At 37.4% G+C, this 13,696-nt stretch carries 10 protein-coding genes and 1 pseudogene; 2 read left to right on the plus strand and 9 right to left on the minus strand.

The window, feature by feature from the left end; genetic code table 11:
- Positions 1 to 150: 150 nt before the first annotated feature.
- Positions 151 to 450: pseudogene (locus tag J2Z40_RS18005) on the plus strand (PEP-utilizing enzyme); the annotation flags it as partial.
- Positions 451 to 522: 72 nt separating this feature from the next.
- Here the strand turns inward: J2Z40_RS18005 and pnpS are convergent.
- From pnpS to citZ, 6 genes are all read right to left on the minus strand, one after another.
- On the minus strand, positions 523 to 2,292 hold the full coding sequence (gene pnpS, locus J2Z40_RS18010) for a two-component system histidine kinase PnpS (protein WP_066396666.1): 1,770 nt from the start codon (positions 2,290 to 2,292) through the stop codon (positions 523 to 525).
- Positions 2,289 to 3,005 carry a response regulator transcription factor gene (locus tag J2Z40_RS18015; protein ID WP_066396668.1) on the minus strand — a complete coding sequence of 239 codons (717 nt, stop codon included), beginning with the start codon at positions 3,003 to 3,005 and terminating at the stop codon, positions 2,289 to 2,291. The genes pnpS and J2Z40_RS18015 overlap by 4 nt, the downstream gene beginning before the upstream one ends.
- 175 nt (positions 3,006 to 3,180) lie before the next feature.
- Positions 3,181 to 3,657: a MaoC/PaaZ C-terminal domain-containing protein gene (locus J2Z40_RS18020; protein ID WP_066396674.1), complete on the minus strand. Its 477-nt coding sequence runs from the start codon at positions 3,655 to 3,657 to the stop codon at positions 3,181 to 3,183.
- 287 nt (positions 3,658 to 3,944) lie between these two features.
- Positions 3,945 to 4,883 carry a malate dehydrogenase gene (gene mdh, locus J2Z40_RS18025; protein ID WP_066396678.1) on the minus strand — a complete coding sequence of 313 codons (939 nt, stop codon included), beginning with the start codon at positions 4,881 to 4,883 and terminating at the stop codon, positions 3,945 to 3,947.
- Between the two features lie 227 nt (positions 4,884 to 5,110).
- Positions 5,111 to 6,379 (minus strand): NADP-dependent isocitrate dehydrogenase, encoded by a 1,269-nt coding sequence (icd, locus tag J2Z40_RS18030; protein WP_066396679.1) that lies wholly within the window; start codon positions 6,377 to 6,379, stop codon positions 5,111 to 5,113.
- Positions 6,380 to 6,596: 217 nt separating this feature from the next.
- Positions 6,597 to 7,715, minus strand: coding sequence for a citrate synthase (citZ, locus tag J2Z40_RS18035; protein ID WP_066396680.1), 1,119 nt, complete (start codon positions 7,713 to 7,715; stop codon positions 6,597 to 6,599).
- A gap of 844 nt (positions 7,716 to 8,559) precedes the next feature.
- Here citZ and ytvI point away from each other — a divergent pair.
- Positions 8,560 to 9,687, plus strand: coding sequence for a sporulation integral membrane protein YtvI (gene ytvI / locus J2Z40_RS18040; protein ID WP_066396683.1), 1,128 nt, complete (start codon positions 8,560 to 8,562; stop codon positions 9,685 to 9,687).
- A gap of 78 nt (positions 9,688 to 9,765) precedes the next feature.
- On the opposite strand, the gene J2Z40_RS18045 is transcribed toward ytvI, so the two are convergent.
- The 3 genes from J2Z40_RS18045 to pfkA form a co-directional block, all read right to left on the minus strand.
- Complete coding sequence (locus J2Z40_RS18045) at positions 9,766 to 10,152, minus strand: FxsA family protein (RefSeq protein ID WP_066396694.1); 387 nt, start codon at positions 10,150 to 10,152, stop codon at positions 9,766 to 9,768.
- 69 nt (positions 10,153 to 10,221) lie between these two features.
- Entirely contained in the window at positions 10,222 to 11,982 is a 1,761-nt protein-coding gene (gene pyk, locus J2Z40_RS18050) for a pyruvate kinase (protein WP_066396696.1), read from the minus strand.
- Between the two features lie 356 nt (positions 11,983 to 12,338).
- Positions 12,339 to 13,298, minus strand: coding sequence for a 6-phosphofructokinase (gene pfkA, locus J2Z40_RS18055; RefSeq protein WP_066396698.1), 960 nt, complete (start codon positions 13,296 to 13,298; stop codon positions 12,339 to 12,341).
- Positions 13,299 to 13,696 lie beyond the last annotated feature (398 nt).

Genomic DNA, 13,696 nt, shown 5'->3' on the forward strand with positions numbered 1-13,696 from the left:
TTCCAATACATAGTTATAACATTTACTACGATTATTTTATAAAAAGGTTTCAAAAACATGACAAAAGGATAAGGAAAATTGGATATTTTCACTTGGAATAAAATCTCTCTTATAAATTTTCCCTAGTAAAGAAGATGTTTTAGGGTATTAATCCCCGTTTCTTCCGGAGTTATAGAGGGGCATGCTCGTGTCATCTTAAGAATGGAGGATGCGGATTTCGAAGAGGGAGATATCCTAGTCACTACTTTTACTGATCCTAGCTGGACACCATTGTTTGTTTCCGTAAAAGGACTCGTCACCGAAGTTGGTGGACTAATGACCCATGGAGCAGTTATCGCACGTGAATATGGCTTGCCGGCAATAGTTGGGGTAGAAAATGCCACAAACCTGATAAAAGACGGGCAAAGAATTCGCGTACATGGATCAGAAGGTTATATTGAAATTATATAATCAATGAATAGCTAAGGGCTAATTTATCAGTAACACATTGATAAATTAGCCCCTTTTTAACTAGTAAAGTCTTTAACGTTTTCTATTGAACTTTTTATTGAGTTCAACAACAAACTTTGTTCCTTTTCCTTGTTCACTCGCCACAATAACTTTTCCTTTATGCGCCTCAACTAAATGCTTGACTATTGCAAGCCCTAGACCTGTACCACCGGAATTCCGGCTTCTTGCCTTATCTACACGATAGAAGCGTTCAAAAATCCTTGAGATTTCCTCTTTCTCTATTCCAATGCCTGTATCGATTACCTCTACTGTTATAGTTGATTGTGATTCATTCATTAGAAGTAAGACCTTGCCTTCATTTGGTGTATATGTAATCGCATTGGAAACAAGATTTAAGAATATTTGCTTTAGTCGGTCTGCATCTCCTTCAATAACATTCGTATCACTTGTCATTTCTAGTGTAAGTTCAATGTTCTTCTCCGCTGCCTTATTACTTAATATAGCAACTACCTCTTGCATTGTTGTTGTGAGGTCATGTTCTTGAATATTAAGATGGAAACCAATTTGTTCGATCTTAGAGAGCTCTAATAAATCGTGAATGAGGATTTGCAGGCGGTCACTTTCCTGCAAAATAATATGTAAAAATGCTTCTAATGCTTGTTTGTCCTCCATTGCACCATCTAATAGCGTTTCAGAAAACCCCTTTATCGAGGTAATTGGCGTTTTTAATTCATGGGACACATTTGCAACAAAATCTTTTCTCATTTGCTCTAATTTCTTCAAATCTGTAATATCATGAAATACGAGTAAGATTCCTCTCCATACATCATTCGTCCCAATGATTGGCACTCCATAAATTTCAAAATGTTTTCTTCCGTCACCAACTGGAATATTAAGCTGTTTCTTAATTTTCTGTTCAGTCATAAACAACTCTTCAACTAATCTAATAATTTCCTTATTATCGATCACATCATAATATAGCTTATTGATATACTCGGATGCACTTACTTGAAAGAACTCTTTAAATGAGCGATTAATGATATGGATATAGCCTTTTCTATCAATGAGGATCAAACCACTCCCCATATTTTCTATTAGTGCGGAAAGTCTGTCTTGCTGCATTTCTTGCATCTTCTTCATTTCTTGAAGATTCCTAGCTAATACATTAATAGAGGCACTTAGCATCCCTGTTTCATCCATCTGATCTTCATATGTTCGTGCTCGGTAATTTCCTTTAGCCAATTCATAAGCTGCTTTCGTTGCTGATTCAATTGGCTTTGTATAACGATCGGCTATTTTTATTCCTAATAATAAAATGACAAAAAATGCGAACCCTAGACTAATCGTTAAAATCCACCAAATTTGCTTATATGCTTTATTTATTTCTGTCATTCTTGTACTTAGAACGACAAATCCCTCACTATGATCGAGATACTCAATTGGACGCCAATAATAATGTAAGTCATGACCTTTTTCGCCAACTAATTGGTGATTAGTTGAATCACGCTTAATGAGCTCCTTAATCGTTTCCTGATGCTTATCGTTAACAATCTCCATTATTTGATTGTTATCATATATAATTACGCCTGCAACATTAGTAATGGTTACACGAGCATCTAGTATACTGCTAAACCGCTTAATTGACTCATTGTTTAATGATTGTATTCCTCCCTCTTCCTCTACATAACTCGCAATCATTTCACTCTCTTTTATTAGCCGCTCATCAAAACTTTTCAAATAATAGCTTTTGTATAACTGTCCTAATAAAAGTCCTAATCCGATAAGTACTGCGAATATTAATGTGATAAGTGCAAATAAGAGTCGAGTGCGGAATTTTCTCATTCTCCTTTAGGCTCCTCCAATTTATAGCCTAGTCCACGAATCGTTTTTATATAGATCGGTTTCTTCTTATTATTTTCAATCTTTTCTCTTAAATGGCTAATTTGAACATCTACAATTCGAGTATCACCTGCAAAGTCATAGTTCCAGACAGCACTTAGCAATTGATCCCTCGTTAAGACACGCCCTTTATTCTTTGCCAAATACAGTAGAAGTTCAAATTCCTTTGGTGTTAATTCCAATCGTTCATTTTCAAAAAAAGCTTCATAATGATCTGGAATGATTTTCAATCCACCAATAAGGACTTGATCAATCTCCTCCTCGACCGCTTCACTAGATATGTGATTCAATTGCGCCCTTCTTAAGATCGCCTTTACCCTTGCCACAACTTCTCTAGGGCTAAATGGTTTTGTCATATAATCATCTGCGCCTAACTCTAGGCCTAGAACCTTATCGAATTCATCATCTTTTGCAGTTAACATAAGGATTGGCGTAAATACCTTTTGCTGACGAAGCTTCTTACATACTTCAATGCCATCGATTTTTGGAAGCATTAGATCGAGTACAATTAAATCTGGTGAATGGGACATAGCGAGTTGAAACCCTTCTTCCCCATCCATTGCCGTAATTACCTTAAAGCCTGCCTGCTGAAGATTGTAATCCAATAAAGTTAAAATTGATTGCTCATCATCAACAACAAGAATACTCTTCTCCATATTTGCCTCCATATCTTTCTTTGTATTCCCTTATGGGGTTTAATTAGCTAACTACTTATAATATAACTTCTTGGCTAATCGCTAACAAGGGAAACCTTCTTATTGAATCGAATTGATATTAATCAAAACTTACAAAAGGGACATGCCATTTGGCATGTCCCTCATAAAAATTAAATTAAAAGTTATCGAGTGCAGTTCCTTCCATTTTTTCCAGACGATGTGGTGGGCAAACAAGTAATTTGCCTGTGATTACAACCTCTTCCTCTTCATTCGTCCCTTGCACATCTATCAATACAGTATGGTTGCTATTGCTAACTTCTATCACTTCAAAAAGGAATTGTACTGTTCCATAATGATAGACAGGCTTCAAGAATTCAATTTCTTGCTTTAAAATGTGACTTCCTGGCCCAGGTAAATACTTAGAAACAGCTGAATTAATAATTCCCGTTAGCATGATATTTGGAACAATTGGCTTTTTAAATGGTGTCTGAGACGCATAATCGTGCTGAATATAGAGTGGATTCGCATCATTTGTTAGACCAAGATATAGTAATAGATCTTTATCTTCTATTTTTTCTGTTAAGGTTAATTTTTCTCCAACAGAGATTTCCTCAATTTTTCTGCCTAATTTGCGTTTTTTTCCAAGTAACATTTTTCTGCACCTCCAAAGTTATGTAAACGATTACAATGGTACTTAAAAATAGGCTATTTTCACAAACATTGTTGCTACTTTACACATAATTGGTAAAGTATTCATTCTAACATTTGCTTGAAAAACAACGATCTTTTAGAAAAGAGCCTAAAAATAAACTAAAAATTATTCAAATTATCAGTTTATTTATTTTATTATACCATTATTATACTACCCAAGAAAGCAAATAAATAAAAAAACTCGGGAATTTCCCGAATTTTTTTATTTATTTTATTATTGTAGAAAACTTATGAAAGAACAGCCATTACCGAGCGGACAGCTTCAGCTGATTTGTCTAATGCTGCTTTTTCATCAGCTGTTAATTCTAGCTCTATCACTTTTTCAATCCCATTCGCACCTAGTATTGTTGGAACACCTAAATAAATTCCATCATACCCGTATTCGCCTTCAAGATAGGCAATGGATGGAAGAACTCGGCGCTGATCTTTAAGAATCGCTTCACACATTTCAACTAGTGATGCTGCTGGTGCATAATATGCACTGCCGTTTCCTAGTAGATTAACGATTTCTCCGCCACCTTTACGTGTACGCTCAACAATCGCTTCAAGACGCTCTTTTGAAATTAATGTTTCAAGAGGAATTCCGCCTGCATACGAGTAACGTACTAAAGGCACCATATCATCCCCATGTCCACCAAGAACAAAGCCAGTAATATCTTTTACAGAGAGATTTAATTCTTGTGCAATGAATGTGCGGAAACGTGCCGTATCAAGTACACCTGATTGACCAATTACACGATTTTTTGGGAATCCAGATTCTTTAAAGATCGTATAAGTCATAGCATCCACAGGATTTGTTAAAACAACAATAAAGCTATTAGGCGAATGTTTCGCAATCTCTTGTGCAACGCTTTTCATAATCTTTTGGTTTGTTTGAACTAAGTCATCACGGCTCATGCCAGGTTTTCGGGCAATTCCAGCTGTTACAACAACGATATCAGAATTAGCTGTATCCTCATAGCTAGATGTACCTGTAATATTTGCATCAAATCCTTGGACTGGACTTGCTTCAAGCATATCCAAAGCTTTTCCCTTTGTTGGGTTTTCCATTTGCGGGATATCTACTAATACAACATCCCCTAATTCTTTCTGTGCAAGCAAGAATGCAGTCGTTGCTCCTGTAAAGCCTCCACCAATGACGGAAATCTTTTTGCGTTTTAATGACATGGCCCGTTCCTCCTTAGGATTTATCGAATGTTTATAATGTAAGGAGGGCTGTTTCTTAAATAAGAAACAGCCTCCTAATAACATAAAATATACCACTTTTGAGTGGATAACTGTCTAGCTCCAGCGCCTAGCCCCGTAAATCTAAACCAAATCACTTTGGAAATCAGGGTTTCCACATGTGTTTGCCTTATGCTTGGCGGGGCTGGTTGAGGAGCTTCCGCATTTCGTTACTCCATATTCTTAATTAATTCATCACCGAATTCAGAGCATTTTACTTCAGTTGCTCCATCCATTAGTCGTGCAAAATCATATGTGACCACTTTAGATGCAATTGATTTTTCCATTGATTTCACAATCATGTCTGCTGCTTCATTCCATCCTAAATGTTCAAGCATTAACACACCTGAAAGAATAACTGATGATGGATTTACTTTATCTAGACCTGCATATTTTGGAGCTGTTCCATGTGTTGCTTCAAAGATTGCATGACCTGTTTCATAGTTGATATTAGCTCCTGGTGCAATTCCAATTCCACCCACTTGGGCAGCTAGTGCATCAGAAATATAATCCCCATTTAGGTTCATTGTTGCAACTACATCAAATTCTTTTGGACGAGTAAGGATTTGTTGCAAGAAGATATCTGCAATTGCATCTTTAACGATGATTTTTCCAGCAGCCTCTGCATCCGCTTGTGCTTTGTCAGCCGCTTCTGCTCCTGATTCCTCTTTAATGCGATCATACTCAGCCCAAGTGAAAACTTTATCCCCATATTCTCTTTCAGCCAGTTCATAACCCCAGTTTTTAAATGCACCTTCAGTAAATTTCATGATATTTCCTTTGTGCACTAATGTTAGAGATTTACGGCCTTCTTTAATTGCATACTCGATTGCAGCACGTACTAAGCGGCTTGTTCCTTCTTCAGAAACAGGCTTGATTCCGATACCAGACGTTTCAGGGAAACGAATTTTATTCACTCCCATTTCATCTTGAAGGAAAGCAATCAATTTCTTCACTTCGTCAGAGCCTTTTGCATACTCGATTCCAGCATAAATATCTTCTGTATTTTCACGGAAAATAACCATGTCTGTATCTTGAGGACGTTTAACAGGTGATGGAACACCTTCAAACCAACGCACTGGACGCAGGCATACGAAAAGATCTAATTCTTGGCGAAGTGCTACGTTTAATGAACGAATTCCTCCACCGATTGGTGTTGTTAAAGGTCCTTTGATTGCGATTAAGTATTCATTAATCAAATCTAATGTTTCAGATGGCAGCCATTCACCTGTTTGATTGAATGCTTTTTCACCAGCTAAAACTTCTTTCCATACAATTTTACGTTCGCCTTTGTATGCTTTTTCTACAGCAGCATCTAATACTTTAGAAGCAGATGCCCAAATATCTGGACCTGTTCCGTCTCCTTCAATAAATGGAACGATTGGATTGTTTGGTACATTTAATACGCCATTGCTAACTGTTATTTTTTCACCTTGCATTGTTTATTCCCTCCATTTTTAAGGCACAAATAGGTTCTACTCTTTAAGACTAATATGTATATCAGAACCTGTCTAGCCAATATATCAGAATCAAAGGTTAGAAAGCATTAGCCTCTAACCTTTCCTAATTACTAGTATAGCTTTTTAGACTACTACTTTTCTAATCAGAATAGAAAGTTAATTTATTTCATCACTTAAAGCAACTTTTGCTTGTGATTTAACCTCTTAATCCAATTGGTACATATTTCTGCATGCCAGGACCTGTATATTCTGCACGTGGACGGATTAAGCGATTATTCTCATATTGCTCAAGAATATGCGCAAGCCATCCAGAAACTCGGCTCACTGCAAAAATTGGTGTAAAGAGGTCATGATCGATTCCCAGACTATGGTAGACCGATGCTGAATAGAAGTCTACATTTGGCGGTAGATTTTTCTCCCCTGTTACAATTGCTTCAATTTGAGTGGACATTTCATACCAATGTGGTTCACCAGTAAGCTCTGTTAACTTCTTAGACATTTCTCTTAAGTGTTTTGCACGTGGATCACCTTTACGGTATACACGATGCCCAAAGCCCATAATTTTTTCTTTCTTTTCTAATTTCTCACGTACATAAGAATCAACATTTTCAAGTGTGCCAATTTCAGTAAGCATTTTCATTACAGCTTCATTTGCCCCACCATGTAATGGACCTTTTAGTGCACCAATTGCAGCCGTAATACCTGAATACACATCTGCTAATGTTGCAACACAGACACGTGCAGTGAAAGTCGATGCATTCAATTCATGGTCCGCATGGAGAACGAGTGCTTTGTCAATTGCTTCAACCGCAATCGCTTCTGGTTCATTTCCTGTTAACATATATAAGAAATTTGCTGCAAAGCTTAGATCCTTTCTAGGTTCAACAGGCTCTAACCCTTTTCTTACACGAGCAAATGCAGCAACAATTGAAGGCATTTTTGCTTGCAAACGAATGGCTTTATTGTAGTTTGCTTGTTCGTCCATTGCATCAGCTTCTTGATCATATAACCCTAAAAGAGATACAGCCGATCGAAGAGCCGCCATCGGATGCACTTGATCAATCGGATACATTTTGAAATGATCCAATACTTCCTTTGGTAAACGAGCATTATCCGCTAATTGACTTTTTAGTTCCTCTAACTCTATTTGAGTAGGAAGCTTTCTGTGCCATAGAAGATAAATAACTTCCTCAAAACTAGCATTAACTGCTAAATCATCGATATCATATCCAACATAAGTTAATGTATCATCAATGATCGAACTGATAGATGATGTAGTAGCTACTACCCCTTCAAGACCGCGTGTAACTGTCATACCGAATCTCTCCTTTACGAAATAAAATTCCCCTTGCCCTTTGTCTGTACTCTTGTTTTTAAAACATCCCATCATTCGTGCTTTAAATGGCTATAAAGTATTTTAACAAAAGAATACTACCAATATGGCTATTTATGCCTGCCAACAATGTGTTTGTAACTTATTGAATGAGCGATTGCTCAACACATATAAAAAGAAAATGCTTACATTTTTAAAATAAGGCTGTTTTCGCAAACATTGTTGCTTATTAAGATAAAGTTGGTAAAGGTTGATTTCCGCTCCAGGTTGCTCCCTTTCCGTGGGGTTGGCGCTGAGCCTCCTCGGAGCATCCGCTCCTGCGGGGTCTCAGCTGTCCAACGCATCCCACAGGACATTGAATAAGCTTCCTGAATTGACACCGCACGAAGGAAATGCGACAGCATTTTCGAGGATCTCGCACCTTCCGCTCCAATCAACCGAATTAATTGAAAAGATTTTGATTCAAAAGCAACAATCTTTTAGAAAAGAGCCTAAAATAAAGAAGATAAAAATAGTAGAATAATAGGATTTAATGCTATTTTAATAGAGTACTGTAAAAAAATAGTTGTACAATTAAGTCCTATTATAAACAATAATCTGACTTTTGTGAATGGAAAGTGACGAAAATGTGAAAAAATTATTATTTTTCAAGAAAAGTGATTTTTTAAGAAAATAAGCTGCTTTAGAATTATTTTAACATAATTTGAAAAATAGCAAAAATTATTCGTTTTCTTTGAACCCTTTTTATTTATGAATCGTAGAGATATGGTGTATGATGATTATAATAAAAAAAACAGATTAGAATGAGAAAGTAGGGGGTATTTTATTGAATCCTGTATACCTGTATAGGACTGTTCGTTTTCTTCTTGTAATTGGTTTTGTCATCGCCCTTCTCCTAAGTCTTTTCTACTTGTCTAAGGTGACATATCCTTTCATCATTGGATTTGCCATTGCATTTCTGATTAACCCACTTGTTAACCTTCTTGAGAAAAAGGGAAGAATGCCTCGAGCACTATCTGTACTTGTTAGTATCATTATATTAATAGGCGTCTTTGCTGGATTAATCACTCTCCTTATTGTTGAAATTGTATCAGGAGCAGATTACATATCCAGAGTTGTCCCTGGTCATTTAAACACATTAATCACCTACATAGAGGAATTTTTTGCCGCACAAATTATTCCACTATATAATCAGTTGGCAAGCTTATTCAATAATTTAGAAACAGGGCAAAGAGATACGATCGTTACAAATATTCAAAATGTAGGCAGTCAAATTGGTACAACAATCGGTGCATTTATTCAAAACTTTTTCGGGAAAATTCCTAATATTATTTCTTGGTTTCCGAATGCCGCAACGGTTTTGATCTTTTCATTGCTAGCCACTTTTTTTATTAGTAAAGACTGGTATAGACTATCTGCTTTTGGTAGCAAGTTCATTCCGAAACAGGCGAGAGAAAGCAGCAAAACCGTTTTTTCTGATTTAAAGAAGGCTTTATTTGGATTTGTAAAAGCACAAGCAACATTAATTTCGATTACAACAGTAATCATTTTAATTGGGTTGCTCGTCCTGCGTGTCGACTATGCCATTACAATTGCTCTGATAACTGGAATTGTCGATATTATTCCTTATTTAGGAACAGGGTTAATTTTCGTCCCATGGATTATTTACGAGGCAGTTGCTGGAGAATTGAGTATGGCCATTGGTTTAGGCATATTGTATTTGATTGTTCTTGTTCAGCGTCAAGTTATGGAGCCAAAAATCCTTTCATCCAATATTGGAATGGATCCATTAGCGACATTAGTTGCATTATTTGTAGGCTTTAAGTTAATCGGTCTTCTAGGGTTAATCATTGGACCTGTTACTTTAGTTTTGATAACAACTCTTCACCGTGCAAATGTCTTTCGTGACATCTGGACGTTTATCAAAGGGAAAGAAAGTGAAAACAAGGCATAACAAGATTTGATCGGCGATACTTTCCAAGATTAGAAAAAGGTCACTCCTATAGCAACTTAGGAGTGACCTTTTCTTATATTATCGAATAACTGTAAATGTATTTCTATCCATCCAACTCTTGAATCCTTTCATAATCATTCTTTTAAAAAGGATCTTAGTTGGTGGTGCAAGTAATAATAAACCAATGATATCTGATAGAAAACCTGGTGTCAGCAATAAAATGCCACCTAACAAAATACAGATCCCATCTAAAACAGCATCTCCAGGCATTTGCCCGTATCGAAGCTGTTCTTGAACCTTTCTTACTGCCTCTAGTCCTTGTTTCTTTGCTAGATAAGCTCCTAATACACCTGTTAAAAGAAGGAAGCCAATAGTTGGCCAAAGACCAATTAAATGACTAGATAGCAGGAGCACACTTACTTCTGCTACTGGAATGAGGATGATTAATAAGAGAATGTAGCGCATCTTGCCACCTCAATTTAGTTAATTACTGCTTATTATAGCAGATATCCAGCAGCTCATGAAATTTGGTGCTTATAGAACACTTGCATGCCCATCATAAATAATGCCTCGATTGGAATCAACCGTAACTTCTTGTCCCTCTTTCAAAAGCGTTGTTGCATTCTCAACACCAACTATTACTGGAATCCCAATATTCAAGCCAACGACAGCAGCGTGACTTGTAAGACCACCTTCTTCAGTAATAAGGGCACTACATTTTTCAATAGCAGGAACCATATCACGATCTGACCCAATCGTTACTAAGATGCTGCCTTCCGTTGCTTTTGCTAATGCTTCCGCTGCATTTCTAGCAATGACCACTTTACCAAAAGCAGACTTTCTTCCAATTCCTTGTGCTTTTGCAAGAATATCCCCAATGACATGAATTTTCATGAGGTTTGTTGTTCCCGCTTCACCAACTGGAACGCCTGCTGTAATTACAACTAAATCCCCTGAGGAGACGATGCCGCTATTTAAGCTTTCTTCCACAGCTGTGTCAAGCATATCATCTGTTGTTTTTGCTACTTTCCCAATTTGAGGATATACTCCCCATGTTAAAGCCAGTCTGCGAGAGACATTATCCTTTGATGTGACTGCAATAATCGGAGCCTTCGGGCGGTATTTTGAAATCATTCTTGCCGTATGCCCGCTTTCAGTAGGCGTAATAATCGCATTCACTTCAAGATTCATTGCTGTATGTGCAACAGACTGCCCAATTGCATCTGTCATATTATGTTCATTATCCTTGCTTCGAGTAGATAGAATTTCTTTATGTGCTAAGGCTGATTCTGCACGCGAAGCAATATTATGCATCGTCTGAACCGCCTCAACTGGATAATTTCCAGCAGCTGTTTCCCCTGAAAGCATAATAGCGTCTGTACCATCAAAAATCGCATTCGCCACATCACTTGCTTCTGCACGAGTAGGGCGTGGGTTACGCTGCATGGAATCGAGCATTTGGGTTGCTGTGATGACAGGCTTACCGTGTACATTGCACTTTTTAATTAATTCCTTTTGAACTAATGGCACTTCTTCTGCCGGAATTTCTACTCCAAGATCTCCCCTTGCTACCATTAACCCATCTGAAACGTCAAGAATTTCATCGATTTTATCGACACCTTCCTGGTTTTCAATTTTCGGAATAATATTAATATACCCTGCATTATTTTCTTCTAAAAGTTGTCTAATTTCCAAAACATCAGTTGCTCTACGAACAAAAGATGCTGCAATGAAGTCCACTTCTTGCTCAATCCCAAACAGAATGTCATTTGCATCTTTTTCTGTTATCCCTGGTAAATTCACAGAGACACCTGGAACATTTACCCCTTTTTTATTTTTTAAGATTCCGCTATTAAGGATTTTTGTATGTATTTCATTCGTTTCATGATTAATACGGCTTACTTCAAGTCCAATTAAGCCATCATCAAGTAAAATTTTTGAGCCCACTTGAATATCATTAATTAGACCTGCATAAGAAATGGAGAAACGTTCTGTTGTTCCTTCTACCTCATTCATGGATACAATTATTTCATTTCCAGCCTGTAATTCAATGGCATCATTTTTCATATTATGTGTACGAATTTCCGGCCCCTTCGTATCTAAAAGAATGGCTACTGTTTTCCCCGTACGGTTTGCTGCTTCTCGAATATTTTTGATTCTTTCCCCATGTTCTTCATAATTACCATGTGAAAAATTCAAACGGGCTACATTCATACCTGCTTCAATCAGTTGTGTTAACTTCTCAATACTTTCACTTGCTGGGCCTATCGTACAGACGATTTTTGTTTTACGCATCAATCATTTCCTCCTTCATATTACTTGGTTGTTTTCGCAAACATTGTTGCTTATTATAATAAAGTTGGTAAAGGTTGATTTCCGCTCCAGGTTGCTCCCTTTCCGCGGGGGAGTCCGCTTGAGCCTCCTCGTCGCTTTCGCTCCTGCGGGGTCTCAGCTGTCCTACGCATCCCGCAGGACATTGAGTTGGCTACTTAGAATCCACACCGCACAAAGGAAATGCGACAGCATTTTCGAGGATCTCGCACCTTCCGCTCCAATCAACCGACCTAGTTGGTCGACCATATTCATTCAAATATTTGATTCAAAAGCAACAATCTTTTAGAAAAGAACCTATTACTTAAAACATAATAAAACTAAATTGAAAGCTCTTTAGATAATTTGTATAAATTTAAATCAATCAAATGTTCCTTATCTAAAACCTCTATAATATCATGATCAACCACTTGGTTATTCTCGATTCCAACTGCCCGACCACCTTTTCCTTCAAGAAGCAGCTCCACAGATCTTGCGCCAAGACGGCTCGCTAAAACACGATCAAATGCGGTAGGAGACCCCCCGCGCTGCATATGTCCTAGAACAGAAACCCTCGTATCGAAGTTCGTTGCCTCTTCTAGCTCTTTTGCAAAATCCATTCCACTTGAAACACCTTCTGCAACAATTATAATACTATGTTTTTTGCCACGCTCATGCCCTTTCATTAACCGAGTAGCAATCTCATCCATATTATAATTTTCCTCTGGAATTAGAATCGTTTCTGCTCCGCCTGCTAAACCTGACCAAAGCGCAATATCCCCTGCATTTCTTCCCATTACTTCTATTATAAATGTTCGTTCATGGGATGTTGCTGTATCACGAATCTTATCAATCGCATCAATTACTGTATTCAGTGCCGTATCAAAACCGATCGTAAACTGTGTACCTTCAATATCATTATCAATTGTTCCAGGTACACCAGAGCATGGGAAACCTTGTTCAGTTAAAGCCTTCGCTCCTCGGTAAGATCCATCCCCACCAATAACAACAAGTCCTTCAATCCCAAATTTATTTAATTGATCAATCCCTTTTTGCTGGCCTTCCTTCGTCCGAAATTCCTCACATCTTGCTGAATAAAGGATCGTACCCCCGCGATGAATAATATCACCTACAGAACCAAGTTCAAGCTTCTTAATATTTCCACTAATTAACCCAGCATATCCTCCATAAATCCCATACACTTCAACCTCATGATATATTGCCTTCCGAACAACTGCACGAACAGCTGCATTCATACCAGGAGAGTCTCCTCCACTTGTTAATACCCCAATTCTTTTCATAATGATCACCCCATGAAAAATTTCCATTCTACTTATGTAAGCCGTTAAAAATTCAATCATATGAACTTATGATAAACAATAAAAAAAGAAATACATCTTCAACATAAATGAGTATATCTAATAGGAAAACCCCTTCTTATACTTAATAAAATACCATGAAGAATCAGCGATCACAACTGAATCACGCTATTCTTTAAATTAGTGAAATTATCAGTGAAGTGAAAGCGTTTAAAATCAAAACCACCAGTGTGAACTGGTGGTTTGCTCTGCGGCTGAAAGCCTCTCTTACCGGCCTTGGCCTTGAAGGCCCACTGAAAGGGTTTCCCTTTTGCACCACATTCTCTCACCAATTCTAAAGAATTCCGTTATTTCTTCTTATTTTTTTCTCCTGTGAACGG

The sequence above is a fragment of the Cytobacillus eiseniae genome (genome assembly GCF_017874625.1).
In the GTDB taxonomy this organism is placed as follows: Bacteria; Bacillota; Bacilli; order Bacillales; family Cytobacillaceae; genus Cytobacillus; species Cytobacillus eiseniae.

Bases quoted from the DNA above. Each gene is read 5' to 3' on its own strand.
- pnpS (WP_066396666.1), bottom strand. From the start codon at position 2,292: ATGAGAAAATTCCGCACTCGACTCTTATTTGCACTTATCACATTAATA.
- icd (WP_066396679.1), bottom strand. From the start codon at position 6,379: ATGCAAGGTGAAAAAATAACAGTTAGCAATGGCGTATTAAATGTACCA.
- J2Z40_RS18015 (WP_066396668.1), bottom strand. From the start codon at position 3,005: ATGGAGAAGAGTATTCTTGTTGTTGATGATGAGCAATCAATTTTAACT.
- pfkA (WP_066396698.1), bottom strand. From the start codon at position 13,298: ATGAAAAGAATTGGGGTATTAACAAGTGGAGGAGACTCTCCTGGTATG.
- J2Z40_RS18045 (WP_066396694.1), bottom strand. From the start codon at position 10,152: ATGCGCTACATTCTCTTATTAATCATCCTCATTCCAGTAGCAGAAGTA.
- pyk (WP_066396696.1), bottom strand. From the start codon at position 11,982: ATGCGTAAAACAAAAATCGTCTGTACGATAGGCCCAGCAAGTGAAAGT.
- citZ (WP_066396680.1), bottom strand. From the start codon at position 7,715: ATGACAGTTACACGCGGTCTTGAAGGGGTAGTAGCTACTACATCATCT.
- mdh (WP_066396678.1), bottom strand. From the start codon at position 4,883: ATGTCATTAAAACGCAAAAAGATTTCCGTCATTGGTGGAGGCTTTACA.
- J2Z40_RS18020 (WP_066396674.1), bottom strand. From the start codon at position 3,657: ATGTTACTTGGAAAAAAACGCAAATTAGGCAGAAAAATTGAGGAAATC.